The organism is Cohnella soli (genome assembly GCF_042655525.1).
Lineage (GTDB): Bacteria > Bacillota > Bacilli > Paenibacillales > Paenibacillaceae > Cohnella > Cohnella soli.
Genome location: NZ_JBHSMI010000067.1, coordinates 162,843 through 182,858, shown reverse-complemented (window position 1 = coordinate 182,858; position 20,016 = coordinate 162,843). Strand labels below are relative to the sequence as shown.

Genomic DNA, 20,016 nt, shown 5'->3' with positions numbered 1-20,016 from the left:
AAGTTGCGTCCGTCATCCGATTGTAACATAGATGCCAGCCGGATTGGACGATATTGGGGGAAGGGAATAAATCATTCCTGTCTTCGCCAAAATAGGAAATACGTACATCAGGCTGCCGACGCGGTGAAGCGGAGCGAGGGACAATGGGCGAAAATTTGAGCAAGAACCTGGATGAGAATCGAACCTTGCTAGAGCAACAACTTTCTCAACGTGCGGATATTGTCAGCCGGGATCTTGGAGGCGCAAGCGACCGCAAAATTTGCGTTGTATACGCTCAAGCTACGGTAGATCATAATCTGCTAGGTCGCTGTCTGACCCGACTGGCGGAGGAAATACCGGAGGCCTTTGCGGATTTGCAGCGGTCGGAGACATTCGGCAAGCTCGAGCGCGCCGGCACCCTGGAAGAGCTGACGCAAGGCGTGCTGTCGGGAAAAGCCGCGTTGCTTTTCGGTAACGGAGAAGCGGCGCTCGTCACCGGCATTGAACAGTGGCCGACAAGAAGCATCCAGGAGCCGGACGCCGAGCCGCTTGTGCGGGGGCCGCGGGAAGGCTTTATCGAACAGCTCGATTCCAATTTGGCAATGCTTAGCAATCGGATCCGCACCCAAGATTTGAAGATCGAAACGATTCTGCTCGGCAAATATACCCAGACAAAAGTCGCGATGGTGTATATCGATGGAGTCGCCAAAAAATCGGTTGTCGAGGAAGTCCGCAGCCGAATGACGGATATTTCGATAGACGGCATCATCGATTCCAGCTATGTCGAAGCTTTCATTGAGGATGAACCGTATTCGCCTTTCCCGACCATACAAAATACGGAACGCCCGGACGTTACAGCGGCGGGGTTGCTGGAAGGGCGGGTGGCGATTTTAGCTCAAGGCTCGCCCTCGGCAATCGTAATGCCGTTTACATTCTGGGGATCTTTGCAAAGCGCACAGGATTATTATGAAAATTGGATTGTCAGCACTTTTGTCCGTTGGCTGCGGCTCGTATTTATGGTCATTTCTTTATTTTTTCCTTCCATTTACATTGCTATTTCCACATTTCATCCGGAGATGATTCCGACAAATCTCCTAGTTAGCATTGCAGGAGCGCGCGAAGCAAACCCTTTTCCGGCCTTTGTCGAAGCTCTCATTATGGAAGTTTCATTCGAAGCGCTGCGCGAAGCCGGCGTCAGGTTGCCCAAGCAGGTTGGCGCCGCGGTCAGCATCGTCGGAGCGCTGGTCATCGGGCAAGCGGCCGTCGAAGCCGGCATCGTATCCGCGCCGATGGTCATCGTCGTTGCCATTACCGGTATCGCATCGTTTACGGTTCCGCGGTTCAATTTCTCGTTCGGACTTCGTTTGCTTCGTTTTCCGATGATGTTTCTGGCAGGGGCCTTCGGCCTCTTCGGTATTGCCATCGGTTTCCTCGCGCTGTTGGTCCATCTGTGTTCGCTTCGCTCCTTCGGGGTGCCCTATTTGTACCCGGTAGCTCCGTTGTCGACTCATAGCCTGAAGGATGTGTTCATTCGCGTGCCGCATTGGGCGTTTTCCAAACGCGAAAAACCGTTTGATCGCCGCAATCCGGTGCGCGTTCCCGGCGGGCAGAAGCCGCGGCCGAATCGCTCATAACCATAAGTCTGGATGACGAAGGAGGCTTCTCTCCATGCGAAGGTTAAGCTTGGCCGTTATCGCTTCCCTAGTGCTGTTCTCATGCACGGGCTGTTGGGACAAGCAGGAAATCAACGATATTGCGTTGGTCATGGCGACAGCCTTGGATATGGATCCGGACGGCAAATATAGGGCGACCTCGCAATTCGTCATACCTGTCAGGCAGATCGGCACGAAGCCCTCGAAGGAGGGCGAGAAGAGCTATATGACGGAATCGGCTACAGGGCGTACAGTCGACGAAATCCTGGAACACATTCAATTCAAGCTTTCTCGCAAAATGTTCGTCGCGCACAGACGCGTGCTTTTTATCGGAGAAGAGCTGGCCAGACACGGTATCGAGAACATTCTGGACTACTTTAGCCGGAATCCGTCAAGCAGGCTCCGCACATACGTGCTCGTCGTCAAGGGCCGATCCGGCAGCGACCTCCTCAACACGGATTATCCGATGGAGTTCATTCCGACAGAAGCGATTCGCGAAATGGAAAAAGTCTATAGAGGAACCCCGACTACGCTGAGAGACGTGATCGCTTCCGTCTCTGAGACGGGCATTCAGCCTGTCACGGATGTTGTCGAGTTGGTCAGCCCGGTTGTCGGTTCTGGCAAAAACACGAATTCCAGCCGGTTCCGCGTAGACAAAACCGCGGTGTTCAAAAACACAAAGTTGCTGGGATATTTGGATGAAAACGACTCGCTATATTACAGATGGATTGTCGGGCGATTGAGCAATGGGACGGTAACGATCGAGATAGGCAATGCGAAAGACACCGTCACGGTGGCGATCACAAACCCGGAGCGGACGATCGAGACAGCCATCAGAGGCGATGAAACGATCATCCACGTTCATATGAAAGGACGTGGAATAGTACAAGAGAATAATGCACGCCTCGATCTGACGGATCCTGATCGCTTGCGTCAGGTGGAAAAGGAAGCGCAGGCTGCGATTCGCCTGATGGCGCAGCGTATGGTGGACAATGTGCAGAGCACTTACAATTCAGATATTTTCGGATTCGGGGAAGCGCTGCACCGGCAGCATAAGTACGCATGGAAAAAGAGGAGCAAGGACTGGGAACATGTATTCAAGCAGGCAAATGTGACCGTGTCGGTCGACTTCAAGATTACTTCGATCGGCATGACGGGGCCGCCGCTGCAATTGAAGGAAAGCGATATCGTCAAATAGAGGAGGAATGGGAAGGTGGCCAATAGAACGGAGCAAATTTCGGAGCGGTCATTCGTAGCCACGATGTTCATGTTTCTGGTCGGCAGCTCGCTGACGATCCCGCTTGCCGCAGTCGCCGCAAAAGACGCCTGGATCAGCATTCTGCTCGGCATGGCGTGTTCGCTTTGCTTTGCGCTTGTGTACACCCGGTTATGCAGAAGGTTTCCCGGTCAATCGCTTGTCCAGATAGCCGAAACGGTGCTCGGCTCATGGGCAGGTCGTCTGATCGGAGTATTGTACGCGATTTATAGTCTTCACCTTGGCGCGCTTGTCTTGCGGATCTTTATAGATTTCATCTCGGCAGTGGCATTGCCCAGAACGCCGATTGTCATTATCGCTGTGATGATGATGAGCGTTGTGCTGTGGGCGGCTTTTGCCGGCATTGAAGTGATCGGACGGTGCGCCATGATTATTCTTGCGCTTGTTCTGTCCGAAGTCGCGGCATCTGTACTCATGATGAGTAAAGATTTTCAGTATGCCAATCTGTTTCCCATTCTCGATCGAGGGTGGAGTCCGATTATTGAGGGCGGAGTGGAAGTGACCGCGTTTCCGTTCGGAGAGACGGTTCTGTTCGCCATGATTATTCCGCAGTTGAACCGGGTCGGCAAGTCAACCCGAACGGTCATGCTGACGCTCGGATTCGGCGCTTTGCTGCTGCTGATCGTTAACGTGCGAAATTTGCTCATTCTGGGGGATTTGAGCACGCGGATGATCTTTGCCAGCTATACAACTTACCAGTACATTTCGATTTCGGATTTTCTCGATCGGGTGGAGCCGCTGTCGATGTTCACGCTTGTGTTGGGCGGTTTTATCAAAATATGTGTGTGTCTATATGTCGCCTCGCGTTCGCTTGCGGATCTGATTCGTCCGGTACGTTATCGTCCGCTGCTGATTCCGCTTGCATTGCTGATGATCGAACTGTCCGGCATCGTATACAAAGCAGGCACGGAATCGGTGCAATTCGCGCTATGGGTGTGGCCCTGGTACTCTCTGCCATTCCAGTTGCTCATTCCTGCGGCGCTGCTTGCAGTCGCAATCTTTGCGGGCAAAAAAGGAACTGCCGGCGCTATACCGGCAGGGAGGTAGGCTTTTATGGTAGTGAAGTGGATTCTGTTCTTGCTTGCATTTGGCTTTCTCTCTTGGCTGCAAGTTCGCCGAGAAATCCGGGAACGACGTTCCCGGACGGCATTCCTGTATATAGGAGTTATGCTTATTGGGCTCGCTCTGGGGGTGTGGGAGCTGTCGGGCGCGCATGTGCCCAGTCCGCATCGGCCGCTTGAGGCGGCATTCAAAGCTTTCGGACGCGGCTTGTTCCATAAGCAGTAATGGTTGGAGTAACTTAATAATATTAATAGATCATTTATTCTTCAGTGCAGACCAATTAATAACCAGAGTATTTTTATACTTAGACAGTATCTCTTCTTTATATTTTGCAACTTCAGATCCATTACCAATACTTTTTATTGTCCCGTCAGCAGCAAGTGCTGAGAACAATTTACCTACCAGTAATGCATTTTCATAATATCCTCTGATTTCATCACTGGTCCAAAATTCTGCTTCAAAAAATCCGCTTCTTTTGATCCGATTATTCATGATTTCCCGTATTGGATTGTCAGTTGCAGCTTTTTCTAAAGCGTTCCGCTGGAACTCAATTTCTTTATCTACTTCAGCTGGAGATACTTTTAGCCCTCTTTTTTTTGCATTTAGGACTAAAAGTTTTTCGGTAATCATGTTGTTAACTATCTGCTCGTCACTTAGGATCATCGGGGTAGATTTAGGATTATTATTTATTTCTTCAACGTTAGCTTTGTAGAGAAAAAACTCTGCAGGCATGATTTGGAATCCATCGCCTTCAACCAATGGTATTTCATTTTGTGTATTTTCTCTTTGTTTCGCGGTATTTACGGAGAATGGATTCGTGCTAACAATAACAGCTGCCAAACAGACAACCATCACAATCAAATAACCTAATCTGTAGATCCATCGCTTTTTTGTTTTTTCCACAGACTTTATATGCCGTTCACACAATTCCGTCGTAAGTCTCAAAATTGCGGAATCATCAATCGGCGAAATTTTGAGCTTCTTCTCCATGTCTGTGCGATACTGATCTATCATTCGTACGTCCCTCCCTCGAATTTTTGTGCAAAGAGAATTCTTGTTTTGTGCAGACGCGATTTTACTGTTCCTTCAGGAATACCGACAGTCTGAGCTATCTCGTTATGTGTCATTTCATGAAAGGCGAATAGAACGAGAACCTCTCTATACTTTGTTGGTAATTGCAGTACGATCTTCCAGGCCTCATTAAGTTGAATGCGTTCAAGAGCCACCGATTCTGCTGAGGGATGGTCCAAACCCGGTTGGCTTTCAAACCACTTATCGACGAGCGTTACTTTTTTGAAGAAATAATTTGATTTATAATTGAGCGCAGAGTTTCGCGTTATTCTCAACAGCCATGTTTTCATTGAAGACTCGTGTCGAAATGTGTCCAGTTTTTTTAATGCTTTGAAAAACACATCTTGGGTTATATCATCTGCCATTTCTGGTTTACCTGAAATTGAAAGGGCATAATTCCAGACGTCTTTACCAAAACATCGCACCATATCTGTCAGAATTTCGCCTCTTGGATAATCCCCAGTCAAAGATTTTAAATATTCGAATTCCAAGTTATTATCCCCTCCCTGCTATATACAGACAAATGACAAACGTAAAAGGTTCATTTTCGTTTTTCGTTCAAGGCGCGGAGCGGACAAGAGCCAGGTGGATCAACAATGCGTGTAAGCTGCGTACAACTAAACTTGCCGGGAAAAGAATAAAGTCTTAGACTCAGGTTAGGCGTCTTTATCGGTGTGCAAAACCTGCAAAAGTGCAGTTTTTTTCTCCAGAAATGACGAAGCCCAACAAATGCCTGCGATTGTACAGGCTTTCTGCTACTGATAAGTTTTTTTGCGCAGTTAAGCGGAAAATACATGTATTTTTGCAGGAATACTGCACCACAACGTGAGAAAATGGATCAAAAAATGTACAATTGCAGCTTTTTTCTGATATGTGATTTCTTTCGTTTTCTCGTTGCGGAGAGACTTTTTTGGAGGGAGGGAACGCTAGTGATCAGGGTCGGCTTAGCCGGATGGGGAGACCACGATTCCCTTTACAAGCCGGGAACGGCGGCGAAAGCAAAGCTGCCCCGATACGGCGACCATTTTTCTTTGGTCGAGATGGACAGCTCGTTTTACGCGGTTCAGCCTCCCGATCGGATGGCGCGGTACGCGGAGGAGACGCCGGACAATTTCCGTTTCGTCGTGAAGGCGTACCAGGGGATGACCGGCCACCTGCGCGGCAAGCCCTACTACACGAACGACGATGACATGTACACGGCGGTCCGCGACAGTTTGGAGCCGATGATGCATGCGGGCAAGCTGTGGGCGGCGCTGTTTCAATATCCGCCTTGGTTCGATTGCTCGAAACAGAATGTAACGCTGTTAAGAGAGACGAAGCGGAGGATGGAGGGCTTCCCTTGCGCTCTCGAATTCCGGCATCAAAGCTGGTATACGCTGGAATTCCGCGAGCGGACGATGGCGTTCATGCGCGAAGAGGGCTGGATTCATAGCGTTTGCGACGAACCGCAGGCGGGCATCGGCTCTATTCCGATCGTGCTGGAGGCTTCTCGCCCGGATTACACGCTCGTCCGTTTTCACGGTCGCAACGTAGGCGGCTGGAACCAGAGCGGCGAAGCGAACTGGCGGGAAGTCCGCTATTTATACAATTACAACGACGCAGAGTTGGAGGAATGGGCGGGGCGCATACGACAATTGCTCACGTCCTCTGCGGAAGTGGGCATCGTCTTCAACAACAATTCCGGCGGTCATGCGGCCGGCAATGCCAAGAGCTTCATGAGATTGCTCGGCTTACCTGTACCGGAGTTTCCGGAGGCGGCTATACCGGAAGCCCCGGAACAATTGGATTTGTTCTCCTTATAACGCGACACAACGAAAGGAACTAAAATCTCTATGACGACATTCGGCATCATCGGTACGAACTGGATTACGGACAGATTTATGCAAGCGGCGGGAGAGACGGGCGAGTTCGTCGCGAGCGCCGTGTACTCGCGCACAGCCGAACGGGCTGATGAGTTTGCGGATAAGTACGGCATCCCGCATCGGTATTCGGATTTGGAGCAATTTGCCGCCAGCGGGGCGTTCGAGGCGGTCTACATTGCCAGCCCGACTGCGTTCCACGCCCGACAAGCGATCGCTTGCATGGAGCAGGGCAAACATGTGCTCGTCGAGAAGCCGATCGCCTCGAATGCGGCCGAGACACGCGAGATGTTCGAGGTCGCGAGGCGCAACGGCGTGCTGTTGATGGAAGCGATGATGACGACCCAGCTCCCGAACTTCGAGGCGATCCGCGATCATCTCGGCGAGGTAGGGACGATTCGTCGTTATTTCGCGAGTTATTGCCAGTATTCTTCGCGGTATGACGCGTTTAAGCGCGGAGAGCTGCCGAATGCATTCAACCCGCAATTATCGAACGGCTCGCTGATGGATCTCGGTATCTATTGCCTGTATCCGCTCATCGCGTTGTTCGGCAAACCCGACAGCCTGCTGGCAAACGCGCATATGCTGCCATCGGGCGCGGACGGTGAAGGCAGTATGTTGCTTAGTTACGAACAGATGGATGCTGTCGTCATGTATTCGAAAATTACGAATTCGTATGCTCCGGCGGAAATTCAAGGGGAGAACGCGACGATTGTGTTCCAGCCTGCGCAATGTCCGGAGGAAGTCGAAATTCGATATCGCGACGGCACGGTGAGAAATATCGGGCGCCCGCAAACGAACAGCCCGATGTATTACGAGACGCGCGCTTTCATTGACTTGCTGAAGCGGGGAGAAAGAGAAGATCCGACCAACTCTCCGTTCAACTCGATTACGACGATAGCTGTAATAGAGGAAGCGCGCAGGCAGATCGGCCTTGTCTTCCCGGCGGACAAGGGAGGTCAAGCATGATTCGATTCGGCGTCATCGGCACAAGCTGGATTACGGACCATTTTATCGACGCGGGGCTTACCTCGGACGATTTCGAGCTTGCCGCAGTCTATTCCCGGACGCAGGAGAATGCCGATGCTTTCGCGGCGAAGCACAATATCCCCCTGACATTCACGAGCCTGGCGGCGCTAGCTGCGAGTCCGGACATCGACGCAGTTTACATCGCCAGCCCGAACGTATTACACGCGGATCAGGCGATAACCTGCATGCAGGGCGGCAAACACGTGCTTGTCGAGAAACCCGCGGCTTCCAACGCGCGAGAGTACGAGAAAATGGCGGCTGCAGCACAGGAAAATGGCGTCTTGCTTATGGAAGCGATGAAGTCGACGTTCACGCCGACGTTTCTCGCGATTCGCGACCAGCTCGAAGCGATCGGTCCCGTCCGTCGTTATTTCGCGAGTTATTGCCAATATTCCGGAAGCTTCGGCGAGTATGCGTCCGGCGGTTCGCCGAACGTGTTCGACCCGGCTATGTCGACCGGAGGGCTGATGGACCTTGGCGTCTATTGCTTGTACCCGCTTATCGCGCTGTTCGGCGAGCCGGAGCGGATTACTGCGAAAGGACGGCTGCTCGATACGGGAGCGGATGTTGCCGGGAGTCTGCTGCTGAAATATGCGGACATGGATGCGGTCGTACACTACTCGAAGATGACCGATTCGTACGCCCGATCGGAAATCCAGGGGGAGAACGGTACGATTGTTTTCGAGAAAATCAGTCGGCCGGACTTCGCGGAAATCCGGTTTCGGGACGGGACGACGAAGACTCTAACGGCGCCGCAAGCGAAAAATGCCATGACGTACGAAGTACGGGAATTTATCGGTTTGCTCAATAGAGGGTCGAAGGAATCGACTGTGAATTCCCATGCGGTTTCCTTGGCGACACTACGAACGATGGATGAAGCGAGAAGGCAGATGGGCGTGGCTTTCCCGGCGGATCGGTGATCTTATGTCCACTATCGCCCGGCTGAAAGGGTTTAATTTCTCTTATTTTGCCTTGTTCGCGCTGTTCATCTCGTTCCTACCGGTCTACAGTGCGAAAGTTGGCATCTCAGGCACGCAAATTGGGCTTATGCTCGCATTCGGCAGTCTCGTGAGCATTTTCGCCCAGCCGTTGTGGGGAATGGTCAGCGATAAAGCCCGGACGATCAAAAAGATACTTATACTGCTGCTCGCCGTGTCCTCGATCGTAGGTATGCTGCTCTATCGTGCGGAAGCGGCGTGGAGTCTCGTCCTGCTCGTCGCCCTTATGAACGTATTTTACTTGCCGACCGATCCGCTCGTCGAAAGCTTGAACTTCCAGACGGCTGAGCGGGAGAAAGTCGGGTACGGCTCGGTGCGGATGTTCGGTGCCCTCGGATACGCTTGCGTCTCGTTAACGGCCGGTTACGCGACGAAGTTGTGGGGAATGAACAGTCTCAGTTGGATTTTCTTCGGCATGAGTGTAATCGCGCTCCTGCTCGCACTAGGCTTATCGGATGTCAACACGTCCGCGTCGCGGCCTTCCTTGAAGCACTTGAAAAACTTCCTGTTCCAGTCCCACACTTGGCTGTTTTTCCTCCTCGTGCTGATCGTCGCCATCCCTCACAAGATGAACGATACGTTCATCGGCCTGTACATGGAGCAGCTCGGAGGAGACGTCCGGCTAACGGGGGTGTCGTGGTTTGTCATGACCATTACCGAGACGATTATGTTTGCAGTCAGTTCCCGCTGGATTAAGCCGGGCAAGGAAGCAACATGGATGGCGGCCGCAGCTGGACTGTACGCTCTTCGCTTTCTGCTTAGCTCCTTGGCCGGATCGCCGTATGTCCTTGTCGGGCTGCAGGTGTTTCAAGGTTTGACGTTCGTATTGTTCTACGTAGGAGCGATGCAATATTTGTACCGGATTGTACCGGAGCAATGGAAGTCGACCGGTCAGACGGTGCTGACGGCGACATTTTTCAGCGTATCGGGCATTATCGGATCGAGCGCAGGAGGATGGCTGATCGACGAGTTCGGAGGCGAATGGCTGTACAGGGCGATGGCGGTGCTCTCGCTCGCGGGATTCGCGCTCGGCTGGATGATTCTACGGAAGAAATAACAAAAAGGGTTGAGCAGAGAGGGGATCTGCTCAACCCTTTTTCATTAGGGCGAAGATGGGGGGAGTCTTCGCTCAATCGTGTAATCGCTCTATTACTTCTGCTTCGCCATAATGTCGGCTACGCCTTTGTCGAGCTTCTCGAGCAATTGATCTTTGTTGATGCGGCCGCCTTGGAATTCTTGCATCGCCGCTCCGAACGCTTGCGTCGTGCCGTCCGGGAAACGATCCCAGTGCCAGCCTTTGACGCGATCCGGATTGTCCGCTTGCAGTTTGTTCAGTTCGGTAGCAATAGGACCGATCGCTTTTGCATCCGCCGGGATGCTGGTGAATGCCGGGATGAACTTGAATTCCGTCGCGATGTAACGTTTGCCTGTCTCGGAAGTGACGAGCCACTCCAGGAATTTCTTCGCTTCGTCAGGATGAGCGGACTTGCTGTTGACGATCCAGTTGTTCGGAACGCCCGTGTACACGTAACCGGTAGAGCCGTCGTTGATCGGAAGCGGAATCGTGCCGATATTCATGTTTGGCGTAATGCCGTCGATCATGCCTTGTACCCAGTTGCCTTGCTGCATCATCGCCGCTTGGCCGGAAGCAAATCCGGTCACTTGGGAGTTGTAGTCCGTCGTCATCGCGTTTTTCTGACCGTACTTGAACATCAGCTCAACGAGTTTAACCCAATCTTCCATAACCGCATTGCCTTTGAATTTTGCTTTGCCGGCTTTCAGATCGGCTGCGAATTGCGCCGGGTCGGCTTGGTTGGCGATGCCGACGTTGACCAGGTGAATGCCGAGCGACCACCATTCGTTCGTCAGCATGAACGGCGTAATGCCTGCGTCTTTCAGTTTCTTCGCCGTCGCTTCAAGCTCCGTCAAGTTCGTCGGCAGCTTGTCGATTCCGGCTTTGGCGAACAGGTCTTTGTTGTAGATGAGCCCGTAGCCTTCGACGTTCATCGGCATGCCGTACAGCTTGCCGTCCACGGTCGTTGGCGCTTTCGCGACTTCAAGAACGTCTTTCGCCCACGATTCGCCGGACAAATCCGTTGCGCGATCCATGTAAGGGACAAGGGAAGCGAAGCCGCCGTTGTTGAAAATTTCCGGTTCTTCGCCCGCCGCGAGCGCCGCCCGCAGCAATGCGCCGTAATCCTCGCCGCCGCCATGCGTCTCGACTTCGACTTTTACGCCGGTTTCTTTTTCATATTCTTTAGCTAGTGCTTTCAGTTGCTCATCGATTTCAACTTTGAATTGGAAAATCTTAATCGATACGTTTTTCTTCGGCGCTTCCGAAGCTTTGGTCTCGCTGGCGCTGGCCGAAGCGGACGGAGAAGCGGCTTGGCCGTTATTGTTGTTGCTCTTGCCGCAAGCGGCGAGAGGAAGAACCAGCATCGTTGCCGTTAGCGCGAGTAACCCGATTTTTTTCATCTGTAGAACCTCCCTGATTTGTTGTGCGATGATAAGCGTTAACTGTCCGACACGCTCATTATAGTTGGCGATTGTTCGCGAACGATACGGACGATATTGAACGAAAGGGGGTAAATTGTTGCACTTGTTGCGATCAGCCTTTGATTGCACCTTGGGCGACGCCTTCCACGACATGCCGTTGCAGCGCGAGGAAGAAAGCGACGATTGGAACGATGCTCAGCGTGAGCGCGGCCATCGCCAAATCCCACTTCTTCGTATATTGCCCGAAGAAGGACTGGATCGCGAGCGGAATCGTGCGGAGCTCCTCATTCCTGCCGATGATAAGCACGGGCATCAAGTAGTCGTTCCATACCCACAGCACGTTGAGAATGATAACGGTGACGGCGATCGGGCGGATGAGCGGGAAGACGATGCGGAAATACGTCCCGTAAGGCGAGCAGCCGTCGATTACCGCCGCTTCCTCGATTTCGAGCGGAACCGACTTAATAAAGCCATGGAACAGGAACATCGCCAGCGGCAAACCGAAGCCGATGTAACAGGCGATCATGCCGTACAGCGTATTGTGCAAGTTAAGCAGCGCCGCCACTTTGACCATCTGCAGCATGATCGATTGGAAAGGAATGATCATCGAGGCAATCAGCATGATGAACACTATTCGGTTAAAAACCGTCGGCCTGCGCACGAGCCGGTAAGCCAGCATCGAGCTGAACAGCACAATAAAAAATACGCTGAGCACGGTGATCATGAACGAATGGAGCGCCACTTTCGGGAAATCGATCACTTCCCACGCATTTTTGAAATTGTCGAGCGTGAAATCTTTGGGCCACGAAGCGGCATCGATCAGAATTTCACGGAACGACTTGAAGGAGTTGCTGACGAGAAAATAAAACGGAGCCAGAAACAGCAAACCGATCAGAACGGTTACGATCTCGATGCTAAATAGCGCAGGCGTATACTTTTCTTTTGTCCGTTCCATTAAGCTTCCACCTCCCGCCTCTTCGTAATAAGCACTTGCGTGACGGTGACGAGCGCGACGGCGAAGAAGAACACCATCGCTTTCATCGTGCCAAGACCGAAGTTGCTGTTCGTGAACGCTTCCCGGTAAATATTAAGCGCAAGCGATTCGGTGGACGTGCCCGGCCCGCCGTTCGTTAAGCTGAGGTTGAGGTCGAACATTTTGAACGCGTTCGATGTCGTCAGGAACAGACAAATCGTAATCGCCGGCATGACGATCGGCAGCGTGACATTACGAAGCAGCTTCCAGCCGTTCGCGCCGTCGATTTTGGCAGCTTCAAGCAAATCTTTCGGCATGCCGACGAGCGCGGCGATATAGATGATCATCATGTAGCCGGACGATTGCCAGACGAAGACGATGACCGTCCCCCAGAAACCCGTTGTCGGCGTCCCGAGCCACGGCTGCGCGAACAGGCCAATGCCCGTTTTCTCCCCGATCGTGAAGAAGCCTTTGACAAATATGAACTGCCAAATATAGCCGAGAAGCAAACCGCCGATGACGTTCGGCAGGAAAATGACCGTTCTGAGGACATTTTTCAGCCTTAGTCCTTTGGTCAGCACATAGGCGAAAGCAAAGGCGAGCACATTGGAAACGAGAACGGTAACGACGGTGAATTTGATCGTGTACAGGAAAGAGGTCCAGAACGCCTTCTCAGCCAGCAAAATCCGGAAATTGGTCAAGCCCGTCCAAGTCGGAGACGAACGGATGCCGTCCCATTTCGTAAATGAATAATAGAACCCCATCAGGAACGGCACGATAACGATGACCATGAACAGCAGCAGCCCGGGGCCGACGAATACCGTCTGTTGCAGCCATTCTTTCTTGTTGCGATTGCGCATGTTTTCCCGACTCCTTTCACGCGGTCTTCCTAGAATAACTTCAGTATAGCGATGCGCGCCGAAACGCAACTACCGATGATCGTGACGAATAAGGTGGAATATATTGATCGATCTTGTTAAACTGTTGGTGTTTTCGCGTATTCGCGTTCGGGGGGGAATTCAACATGATTTACAGCTTTCGTTCGAAGCTCATCGTCTTGCTGCTCGTCGCGACAGTCGTGCCGATCTGCACTTCGATGGTCATCTCGTACTATTACACGAAAAGCTCCGTCACGGAAAACGCGATTCGCAACACGGAATCGACGCTCTCCTTGGGTAAAATGAATTTGCTCAACTACATGAACGCCGTAAACCAATCGAGCCTTACGATCTATTCGGGCATTAATCAGATCGGGTCGCTTTATACGTACATCGAAGATTTGGAGCGCCAACCGGGGCCCAATGGCGTGCCGGACAGCACGACGCTTCCGCCGGAATCGCTTAGAAGCCAGTTGATGAACATGCTGCGCACGATGAAGGAATTTTACAAAATCCATCTGTTTACGCTCAAAGATAGAATGTCCATGTTGCAAGTGAACGATTACAACCGTTACCTGTACAATCCGGGGTATGTGCCTCCATCCGAAAATGAAGTGTTTATCGAGCCGCCGCATGAGAGCCATAATTTCGGTATGGGCAATGTCATTCCGCTTGAGGGACGCCCGACAGTGATCACGTTCCACAGACCGATCGTCAGGACGCCGTCGGACAAAGTGCTCGGATACGTCTCGATCGATATTCGGATGGATTTGATCGAGAGCATCGGGGAACAACTGCAGACGCCCGGCGACTTGCTCTATATTGTCGATCGGAAGGGTACCATGATTTATTCGTCGGACAAGAACCAATGGGGAAAAAAGCTGGACGACGATTGGGTCGCTCACGTGCGCGGGACAACCCTCCCGTATGGTCACTTCGATTGGAAAAACGATGTTTTTTCAGGCATTGTGTTCTACGAGAAGCTGCAGACGCGGTTTATGGATTGGACGATCGTTAAGCTGACGCCGAACGTAGCGCTCGATAAGAGCGCAAGAGGCATCACGAAAATTAACAGTTTGCTGTTCGGCTTGTTCCTTGTCGTTGCGGTGGCGCTAACCTTGTACATTACGATCCGCTTCACAAGGTCGATTAAGAAGATGCTCGGTTATGTCAAAAAAATCGAAAGCGGCAATTTGCAGCAAGATATCGACATCGACGATAAAGACGAATTGGGTATTCTGGCTCGTCGGTTTCAGTCGATGATGGGGACGATCAATGACTTGATTTTGCGCGAATACCGGCTCGAGCTTGCGAACAAGACGAACCAGCTAAAAGCGTTGCAAGCGCAGATTAACCCGCACTTCATGTATAACGCGCTGCAATCGATCGCCACTCAATCGCTTCACAATGGGGATCAGAAGACGTATTCACTGATTACGTCCCTCGGCAAAATGATGCGTTACAACATGCGGACGGAAGACACGGTCGTGGAGCTGCGACAGGAAATGGATTACGTCGTCGCGTATTTGAAGCTGCAGAAGCAGCGCTTCGACGATACGTTCGTTTACGAGTTGGACATAGCGGAGGAGACGCGACAGGCACCCATTCCGAAAATGATTATTCAGCCGCTTGTAGAAAACTATTTTAAGCACGGATTTACTCCGAGGCCGGATATGGCGAAAATTGCAGTCTCGTCTAGTTTGCTTCCAGACGGTTCGGTCGAGATCAGCGTGACGGATAATGGAACAGGGATGGATGAGGAGAAGCTGGAGACGCTGCGCGGTCAGTTGGCGCAGGCGGGCCGTCCGGGCTGGGCGGCGGATGCGTCGATCGCCCACATCGGGCTAGCGAATGTGTTGGCCAGAATGAGGCTGCACGACGGAGATGCCGCTGAAATGATCATCAACAACGTCCAGCCTTTTGGGATGCAAGTTTGCCTTCGGCTGCCGCCGCAAAGTGCGGGGGCGGAGTTCGAGATCGGGGATATTGCGGAAACGGACATTGCGGGTCCGGATACGGATATTGCAGGCTCGGACACGGACATTGCGGGCTCGGACACGAGAGGAGAGGGATCATGAACGCGATCATCGTCGATGACGAGAAACATGTGCGGGACGCGATCAGAATGCTGGTTGACTGGGAACGGTTTGGCATTGCCAAAGTGTCGGAAGCTTCCGACGGACAGCAAGCAATCGAGTTGATCGAGCAAGAGCGTCCTGCGCTTATTTTCATGGATATGATGATGCCCAACATGTCCGGATCCGAATTGCTCGAATGGCTTAGCGAGCACTCCCCCCGCAGCAAAACGATCGTCATTAGCGGGCACGATGATTTTAAGCTGGTGCGTCATACGTTAAAACATGGCGGAATCGACTATTTGCTAAAACCAATCGATGCCGATCAATTGACGGAGACGGTGCGTAAAGCAGTGGAGAGCTGGCATGAAGACGATCGGAAAAGACTGGAAACGACTCTTCGATCGATTGAGGTGAATCGGCTGAAGCCCGTCTACTGGGACAAACTGCTGTCCAACCTTGTCGTGGAGCCGTCTTCGATGGCGGCGGAACGCGAATCGATTCGCGAGGAATTCGGCGGGCTGGATCAAGGTTGTCCAAGCAGGTTGGCCATCTTAAGTCTGGAGCGGATCGATCCGGGGCTGGCGCGCAAGTTCGCGGACAATCGGGAGCTGTTGTATTACTCGTTAACGAACATTTGTAACGAGATCGTACGGCGGGATAATGCCGGTTACGCATTTAGATATTGGAACAGCGACAAGGAAATTTTGATTGCCTTCTGGCGCACCGTCGACATCGAAGCGGTGGAAAAAACGGTTCGCGAGATCGAGGAAGGAATCAGGAAGGCGCTCGGCGGCAAAGTCCACTTCGGCATCGGTTCGGCGCAAGCGTTCCCGTATGGGCTTGGCGAATCTTACCGGGAAGCGAAGCAGGCGATCAAGACAAGCAATGTGATGGACGAGGATTTGCGAATACATATTGGAGGGAAGCAGCCTGTTCGTGCAGCTTCTGCGAGATTCGGCGACGGGGCGGAGGAACTTAGGCTTGCGGTCCGCAGCGGGAATGCCGAGCAGGTCGGGCGATCGATCGGCAAGCTGCTGTCGCCGCTGCGTGAGCAGAAACAGGCGACGATCGAACAGTTGGAGCAGTGGTGGAACGAATATACCGTGTTTTGCTCCGAATGGCTTCGGGAGCTGTCACAGGAATCGCAGGAAGAGGAGCCGACGATAGAGTGGACCGATATTGCGCGGCCGTTCGAGCTGCCGCCGCTGGATCGGTCGGGTAAGCTCGATCTGACCGCATGGGAGTCGGAACTGAACCGCGCGATGCTTGCGGTATCCGGCACGCTCGCCGAGAAGCATACGAAGATGAACAATCTCGTGCATGAGATCGGCAAGTATATTCAAGCAAACTACCATAGAGACATTACGCTTCAGGATATCGCGAACCACCTTTATGTCGGCAGAGAATATATTTCGCGTAGATTTAAGCAAGAGACCGGCGAGAATGTCTCGGATTGTATCGGACGCATCCGCAACGAGAAGGCGAAGCTTCTGCTGCTGAATCCGCATTTGAGAATCGCACAAGTCGCAGAGATGGTCGGTTACCAGGACGAGAAATATTTCAGCAAAGTGTTCAAGAAATTGACCGGCGTGACCCCAAACGAATATCGGAAAAGCCAGTCGGTGTGAGGGGGGCGGGACAACTCGGGGCCAGGGGCCACGAGCCCCGAGCCCGAGCCCCGTGCGAGGCAGAATTAATGAGCCATCGTAAGTAACTCGGTGCTCAGAGCCCCGCCCGAGACAGAATTAATGAGCCATCGTGAGTAACTCGGTGCTCAGAGCCCCGCACGAGGCAGAATTAATGAGCCATCGTAAGTAACTCGGTACTCGAAGCCCCGCCCGAGACAGAATTAATGAGCCATCGTAAGTAACTCCGTGCTCAAAGCCCCGCGCGAGGCAGAATTAATGCGCCATCGTAAGTAACTCGGTGCTCAGAGCCCCGCGCGAGGCAGAATTAATGTGCCATTGTAAGTAACTCGGTCCCCAAAGCCCCGCGCGAGGCAGAATTAATGTGCCATTGTAAGTAACTCGGTCCCCAAAGCCTCGAACGAGGCAGAATTAATGCGCCACCGTAAGTAACTCGGTGCTCGAAGCCTTGTGCGAGGCAGATTTAGTGCGCCATCGTAAGTAACTCGGTCCCCAAAGCCCCGAACGAGGCAGAATTAATGAGCCATCGTAAGTAACTCGGTCCCCAAAGCCCCGAACGAGGCAGAATTAATGCGCCATCGTAAGTAACTCGGTGCTAAAGCCCCGCGCAATGAAGAATTAATGCTCCATCGTAAGTAACTCGATACTCGAAGCCCCGCTCATGGCAGAATTAATGCGCCATCGTAAGTAACTAGGTACTCGAAGCCCCGCCCGAGGCAGAATTAATGAGCCATCGTAAGTAACTCCGTGATCGAAGCCCCGCCCGAGGCAGAATTAATGCGCCATCGTGAGTAACTCGGTGCTCAAAGCCCCGCGCGAGGCAGAATTAATGAGCCATCGTAAGTAACTCGGTGCTCAAAGCCCCGCGCGAGGTAGAATTAATGAGCCATCGTGAGTAACTCGATGCTCAAAGCCCCGCCCGAAGCAGAATTAATGAGCCATCGTGAGTAACTCGGTGCTCAAAGCCCCGCCCGATGCAGAATTAATGCGCCATCGTGAGTAACTCGGTGCTCAAAGCCCCGCGCGATGCAGAATTAATGCGCCATCGTAAGTAACTCGGTGCTCGAAGTCCCCAAAGTCCCTCGGAGTTAGAACGAATGAGGCAGCTTTGGGTGAAACATGGAAATTCCTTTTTCAGAAATCTGAAATTGATGGCATCTGTGCTCTCCTCCACCGATTTTGCCTAACAGACCTTCAGTCACAAGAAGTTTCGCCAATCTACTGCATGCATTGGGATGGAGTTGCAAGTGTGATGAAAGTTCGGCTAAACCAAATGGGCTATCCTGCAGCAAGGCAAAGCGAAGTATTTCTCTTTCGAATACGGGTAACTGCAAAAGTTCAATGCCTTTAATGTTAGTTCGAGAGCTGATGAACTCTAGAAAATCTCTGCGGCATTGTTCCGGCTGTTGATCGAGTTCATCTCGGGAATAGGTGAAAAACGTGTATCCGAAAATGGAGATCGTGCGCACACGAGAACGTTCAAAGCTGAATCTTTTTCTAGTAATGGTTTCTGCGTGCGTTACAAAGTTTTCTTCTTCAAGGACTATGCGTAGTTTTCGAATGAAGGCATCCGCATATATTTTGACGCCGGATGATTTTACAATCTCGTATTCAAGAATAATGTCTTTAAGCGAACCGATGAGAGGATATAAAACTTCAAGCATTTTCTTTGTCGCGGATAGATCCTTTTCAAGCATTTCCCTTCTTTGGCCGCGCGCCTCTTTCTTTTGCCTTGCGACCAGTGCCTCGAACTCTTCCTCAAACAAATGAATCTCCTCCTTGGAAATAAAAAAGCCGCCCACTCCATTTCGGAGTAAGCGGCGTGTGCTTCACGCGCATTGCATTGCAGATGAATATAGTTAAAAGTTAGCATATGTTGCCTCGGCTGAAAAGTACCCTATTGAAACTTGCTTAGATTCTGCTTAAGTAAATCTCTGATCGGAGCCCCACCCGGTATGGAGTTAGTGCGAGTTGGTCAATCAAACGTCACCCGCGTTTTCTCGCGTGCGGAACGCAGCAACGCGTCGAGTGCGCGCATGTTCCGGACGGCGTCTGTCGCCGGAACAAGAGGTACATCCTCGCCCCATACCGCCCGGGCGAACCGGTCGGCCTGCAGCGAGTATTGGTTAACTGCGGGCTCTTTGTCTACTCTTCGCTGGCCGCCAGAATATACGACGAAGTCCGCATCGTCGTCATTCGGAATAAACGTGCCGGGAATTTCGATGCGGCCGTCCGAACCGACGACTTCGAAGAAATTGCGAAAGTCTGCCCACATGCCGCAGTCGAATGTCAGCGAGACATCTCCAGGAAACTCGAGAATACCCGAGAGCATCATATCGACGTCGTCATGCTCGGGAGAGAAGAGGGCATGCGCAGATGCGGCGATAGGCTCGTTCCCAAGCAGAAATCTGGCGGTGCTGACCGGGTAACAGCCGATATCGAACAACGAACCGCCGCCCCAATCGGCGTGAAACCGCACATTGCCTTTGTCAGCGGCCATGTTAAACGTGAACGCTCCGCGCATGACGCGAAGCTCGCCGATCTCGCCGGAGGCGATGACGTTCTTGATCCGCTCCCATCGCGGTTGATGGCGATACATGAACGCCTCTGCGAGGTGAACCCCGGCTTTCGCGCAAGCGTCGACCATCTCTTGCGCTTCTTGCGCATTCAGGGCAAGCGGCTTCTCGCACAACACGTGTTTGCCAGCTTCCGCGGCGCGAATCGTCCATTCGCGGTGCAGATGATTCGGAAGCGGAATGTATACCGCATCAATACTTTCATCGGTCAACAGCTGTTCGTAACTGCCGTAAGCAGTCGGAATGGCGAATTTGTCGGCTGCAGCTCGGGCTTTCTCTAAAGTTCGGCTGGCGATCGCCACGACACGGCCCCTGGAAGAAGCTTGGATAGCGGGTACGACAGCACCATTGATGCCGGCGGCTCCGATGACGCCCCAATTGAGTTGTTTGGACAAGACAAGCCCCCCTTCTTCGACTTTTATGAGGCTTTTCCGATGTGATAT

Annotated in this window: 17 protein-coding genes; 10 read left to right on the top strand and 7 right to left on the bottom strand. The window is 52.3% G+C overall.

Features of this window, described 5'->3' with window-relative positions:
- Positions 1-143: 143 nt before the first annotated feature.
- The 4 genes from ACFPOF_RS30250 to ACFPOF_RS30235 are packed head-to-tail and all read left to right on the top strand — an operon-like array spanning position 144 to position 4,194.
- On the top strand, positions 144-1,613 hold the full coding sequence (locus tag ACFPOF_RS30250) for a spore germination protein (protein ID WP_378139329.1): 1,470 nt from the start codon (positions 144-146) through the stop codon (positions 1,611-1,613).
- 34 nt (positions 1,614-1,647) lie between these two features.
- Complete coding sequence (locus ACFPOF_RS30245) at positions 1,648-2,829, top strand: Ger(x)C family spore germination protein (RefSeq protein WP_378139327.1); 1,182 nt, start codon at positions 1,648-1,650, stop codon at positions 2,827-2,829.
- Between the two features lie 15 nt (positions 2,830-2,844).
- Positions 2,845-3,954: a GerAB/ArcD/ProY family transporter gene (locus ACFPOF_RS30240; RefSeq protein ID WP_378139325.1), complete on the top strand. Its 1,110-nt coding sequence runs from the start codon at positions 2,845-2,847 to the stop codon at positions 3,952-3,954.
- A gap of 6 nt (positions 3,955-3,960) precedes the next feature.
- Positions 3,961-4,194, top strand: a complete 234-nt coding sequence (locus tag ACFPOF_RS30235; RefSeq protein ID WP_378139323.1) for a hypothetical protein — start codon at positions 3,961-3,963, stop codon at positions 4,192-4,194.
- Positions 4,195-4,224: 30 nt separating this feature from the next.
- Here ACFPOF_RS30235 and ACFPOF_RS30230 read toward each other — a convergent pair whose 3' ends face one another.
- Both ACFPOF_RS30230 and ACFPOF_RS30225 read right to left on the bottom strand, forming a co-directional pair.
- Positions 4,225-4,983, bottom strand: coding sequence for a SurA N-terminal domain-containing protein (locus ACFPOF_RS30230; RefSeq protein ID WP_378139321.1), 759 nt, complete (start codon positions 4,981-4,983; stop codon positions 4,225-4,227).
- Positions 4,980-5,531, bottom strand: a complete 552-nt coding sequence (locus tag ACFPOF_RS30225; protein ID WP_378139320.1) for an RNA polymerase sigma factor — start codon at positions 5,529-5,531, stop codon at positions 4,980-4,982. Before ACFPOF_RS30225 ends, ACFPOF_RS30230 begins: the two co-directional genes overlap by 4 nt.
- A gap of 438 nt (positions 5,532-5,969) precedes the next feature.
- Here ACFPOF_RS30225 and ACFPOF_RS30220 point away from each other — a divergent pair, with 438 nt between their 5' ends.
- Genes ACFPOF_RS30220 through ACFPOF_RS30205 form a run of 4 tightly spaced genes read left to right on the top strand, consistent with a single transcriptional unit; the run spans position 5,970 to position 9,983 of the window.
- Entirely contained in the window at positions 5,970-6,842 is an 873-nt protein-coding gene (locus ACFPOF_RS30220) for a DUF72 domain-containing protein (protein ID WP_378139318.1), read from the top strand.
- Between the two features lie 30 nt (positions 6,843-6,872).
- Positions 6,873-7,868, top strand: a complete 996-nt coding sequence (locus ACFPOF_RS30215) for a Gfo/Idh/MocA family protein (protein ID WP_378139316.1) — start codon at positions 6,873-6,875, stop codon at positions 7,866-7,868.
- Positions 7,865-8,848 (top strand): Gfo/Idh/MocA family protein, encoded by a 984-nt coding sequence (locus ACFPOF_RS30210; protein ID WP_378139314.1) that lies wholly within the window; start codon positions 7,865-7,867, stop codon positions 8,846-8,848. The genes ACFPOF_RS30215 and ACFPOF_RS30210 overlap by 4 nt, the downstream gene beginning before the upstream one ends.
- A 4-nt stretch (positions 8,849-8,852) precedes the next feature.
- Positions 8,853-9,983, top strand: coding sequence for an MFS transporter (locus ACFPOF_RS30205; RefSeq protein ID WP_378139312.1), 1,131 nt, complete (start codon positions 8,853-8,855; stop codon positions 9,981-9,983).
- A gap of 92 nt (positions 9,984-10,075) precedes the next feature.
- Here the strand turns inward: ACFPOF_RS30205 and ACFPOF_RS30200 are convergent, their stop codons facing one another.
- From ACFPOF_RS30200 to ACFPOF_RS30190, 3 genes are all read right to left on the bottom strand, one after another.
- On the bottom strand, positions 10,076-11,401 hold the full coding sequence (locus ACFPOF_RS30200) for an ABC transporter substrate-binding protein (RefSeq protein WP_378139310.1): 1,326 nt from the start codon (positions 11,399-11,401) through the stop codon (positions 10,076-10,078).
- A gap of 133 nt (positions 11,402-11,534) precedes the next feature.
- A complete protein-coding gene (locus tag ACFPOF_RS30195; RefSeq protein WP_378139308.1) occupies positions 11,535-12,377 on the bottom strand; it encodes a carbohydrate ABC transporter permease in 843 nt (280 codons plus the stop codon).
- On the bottom strand, positions 12,377-13,255 hold the full coding sequence (locus ACFPOF_RS30190) for a carbohydrate ABC transporter permease (protein ID WP_378139306.1): 879 nt from the start codon (positions 13,253-13,255) through the stop codon (positions 12,377-12,379). The genes ACFPOF_RS30195 and ACFPOF_RS30190 overlap by 1 nt, the downstream gene beginning before the upstream one ends.
- 164 nt (positions 13,256-13,419) lie before the next feature.
- Here ACFPOF_RS30190 and ACFPOF_RS30185 point away from each other — a divergent pair, with 164 nt between their 5' ends.
- Both ACFPOF_RS30185 and ACFPOF_RS30180 read left to right on the top strand, forming a co-directional pair.
- A complete protein-coding gene (locus ACFPOF_RS30185; RefSeq protein ID WP_378139304.1) occupies positions 13,420-15,351 on the top strand; it encodes a cache domain-containing sensor histidine kinase in 1,932 nt (643 codons plus the stop codon).
- Positions 15,348-16,979: a response regulator gene (locus ACFPOF_RS30180; RefSeq protein ID WP_378139302.1), complete on the top strand. Its 1,632-nt coding sequence runs from the start codon at positions 15,348-15,350 to the stop codon at positions 16,977-16,979. The genes ACFPOF_RS30185 and ACFPOF_RS30180 overlap by 4 nt, the downstream gene beginning before the upstream one ends.
- Before the next feature lie 1,106 nt (positions 16,980-18,085).
- On the opposite strand, the gene ACFPOF_RS30175 is transcribed toward ACFPOF_RS30180, so the two are convergent.
- Complete coding sequence (locus ACFPOF_RS30175; RefSeq protein ID WP_378139300.1) at positions 18,086-18,763, bottom strand: hypothetical protein; 678 nt, start codon at positions 18,761-18,763, stop codon at positions 18,086-18,088.
- A gap of 209 nt (positions 18,764-18,972) precedes the next feature.
- Positions 18,973-19,968: a Gfo/Idh/MocA family protein gene (locus tag ACFPOF_RS30170; RefSeq protein ID WP_378139298.1), complete on the bottom strand. Its 996-nt coding sequence runs from the start codon at positions 19,966-19,968 to the stop codon at positions 18,973-18,975.
- Positions 19,969-20,016 lie beyond the last annotated feature (48 nt).

Bases quoted from the DNA above. Each gene is read 5' to 3' on its own strand.
- ACFPOF_RS30195 (WP_378139308.1), bottom strand. From the start codon at position 12,377: ATGGAACGGACAAAAGAAAAGTATACGCCTGCGCTATTTAGCATCGAG.
- ACFPOF_RS30245 (WP_378139327.1), top strand. From the start codon at position 1,648: ATGCGAAGGTTAAGCTTGGCCGTTATCGCTTCCCTAGTGCTGTTCTCA.
- ACFPOF_RS30215 (WP_378139316.1), top strand. From the start codon at position 6,873: ATGACGACATTCGGCATCATCGGTACGAACTGGATTACGGACAGATTT.
- ACFPOF_RS30200 (WP_378139310.1), bottom strand. From the start codon at position 11,401: ATGAAAAAAATCGGGTTACTCGCGCTAACGGCAACGATGCTGGTTCTT.
- ACFPOF_RS30250 (WP_378139329.1), top strand. From the start codon at position 144: ATGGGCGAAAATTTGAGCAAGAACCTGGATGAGAATCGAACCTTGCTA.
- ACFPOF_RS30180 (WP_378139302.1), top strand. From the start codon at position 15,348: ATGAACGCGATCATCGTCGATGACGAGAAACATGTGCGGGACGCGATC.
- ACFPOF_RS30190 (WP_378139306.1), bottom strand. From the start codon at position 13,255: ATGCGCAATCGCAACAAGAAAGAATGGCTGCAACAGACGGTATTCGTC.
- ACFPOF_RS30235 (WP_378139323.1), top strand. From the start codon at position 3,961: ATGGTAGTGAAGTGGATTCTGTTCTTGCTTGCATTTGGCTTTCTCTCT.
- ACFPOF_RS30210 (WP_378139314.1), top strand. From the start codon at position 7,865: ATGATTCGATTCGGCGTCATCGGCACAAGCTGGATTACGGACCATTTT.
- ACFPOF_RS30205 (WP_378139312.1), top strand. From the start codon at position 8,853: ATGTCCACTATCGCCCGGCTGAAAGGGTTTAATTTCTCTTATTTTGCC.
- ACFPOF_RS30185 (WP_378139304.1), top strand. From the start codon at position 13,420: ATGATTTACAGCTTTCGTTCGAAGCTCATCGTCTTGCTGCTCGTCGCG.
- ACFPOF_RS30230 (WP_378139321.1), bottom strand. From the start codon at position 4,983: ATGATAGATCAGTATCGCACAGACATGGAGAAGAAGCTCAAAATTTCG.